Genomic DNA, 1,366 nt, shown 5'->3' with positions numbered 1-1,366 from the left:
GCGCCTGGACCACCGGTCTCACCGCGAGCGTCACCATCACCAACACCGGCGCCACCGCGGTGAACGGGTGGGCACTGACGTTCACGCTGCCGACCGGCCAACGCGTCACCAACGGCTGGAACGCGCAGGTCTCGCCGGCCAGCGGTGCGGTGACCGCCCGCAACGTCTCCTACAACGCCGCCATCGCCCCGAACGCCTCGGTCGACTTCGGCTTCCAGGCCACCCATGAGGGCGGCACCGGCAGACCCTCGTCGTTCGCCCTGAACGGCGTCGCCTGCTCGGTCTCCTGACTCCCCGACACCACCACGCAGAAACGGAGTGCACGATGAGAAACGCGAAGTGGAGGGCGGCATCGAGAGCCGCCCTCGCCCTGACCGGCACGGGCGCCCTCGCCGCCGGCATGGCGATGACCCTGGCGGCTCCCGCCACCGCCGGCACCACGCTCGGCGCGTCAGCGGCCGAGCAGGGTCGGTACTTCGGCACCGCGGTGGCCGCGAACAAGCTGAGCGACAGCGCCTACACCACGATCCTCAACCGCGAGTTCAACTCGGTGACGCCCGAGAACGAGATGAAGATCGACGCCACCGAGCCGCAGCAGGGCCAGTTCAGTTACGGGGCGGCGGACCAGATCGTCAGCCACGCGCGCAGTCGCGGGATGCAGGTGCGTGGTCACACCCTGGCCTGGCACTCACAGCAGCCAGGCTGGATGCAGAACATGAGCGGCACCGCGCTACGGCAGGCGATGCTCAACCACGTCACCCAGGTGGCGACGCACTTCCGGGGTCAGGTCGTGGCGTGGGACGTGGTGAACGAGGCGTTCGCCGACGGGAGTTCGGGTGCTCGTCGTGACTCGAATCTGCAGCGGACGGGTGATGACTGGATCGAGGCGGCGTTCAGGGCCGCGCGCGCTGCCGATCCGGGCGCGAAGCTGTGTTACAACGACTACAACACGGACAACTGGACGCACGCGAAGACCCAGGCTGTGTACAACATGGTGCGGGACTTCAAGTTTCGCGGTGTGCCGATCGACTGTGTGGGTTTCCAGTCGCACTTCAACAACGACTCTCCGTACGTGAGTAACTACCGCACCACGTTGTCGAGCTTCGCGGCCTTGGGTGTGGATGTACAGGTCACGGAGTTGGATATCCAGGGTGCGTCGGCGGCGACGTATCGCAGTGTGGTGGAGGATTGCCTGGCGGTGGCCCGGTGCAACGGGATCACGGTGTGGGGTATCCGGGACAGCGACTCGTGGCGCGCGTCGCAGACGCCGTTGCTGTTCACCAGCGGCGGGGCCAAGAAGCCGGCGTACGACGCGGTCCTCGCCGCGTTGAACAACGGGACGACCCCGCCGCCCACCACCCCGCCG

At 67.6% G+C, this 1,366-nt stretch carries 2 protein-coding genes; both read left to right on the top strand.

What is annotated here, in order from left to right:
• A partial coding sequence (locus DKT68_RS00070) for a cellulose binding domain-containing protein (RefSeq protein WP_201748835.1) occupies window positions 1-290 on the top strand: 290 nt, incomplete at its 5' end.
• 110 nt (window positions 291-400) lie between these two features.
• Window positions 401-1,366, top strand: a 966-nt coding sequence (locus tag DKT68_RS00065) for an endo-1,4-beta-xylanase (protein WP_407940673.1), incomplete at its 3' end; no start/stop codon positions are given.

Source organism: Micromonospora acroterricola, assembly GCF_003172955.1.
GTDB lineage: Bacteria > Actinomycetota > Actinomycetes > Mycobacteriales > Micromonosporaceae > Micromonospora > Micromonospora acroterricola.
This window is presented reverse-complemented; position numbering and strand designations above follow the sequence as displayed.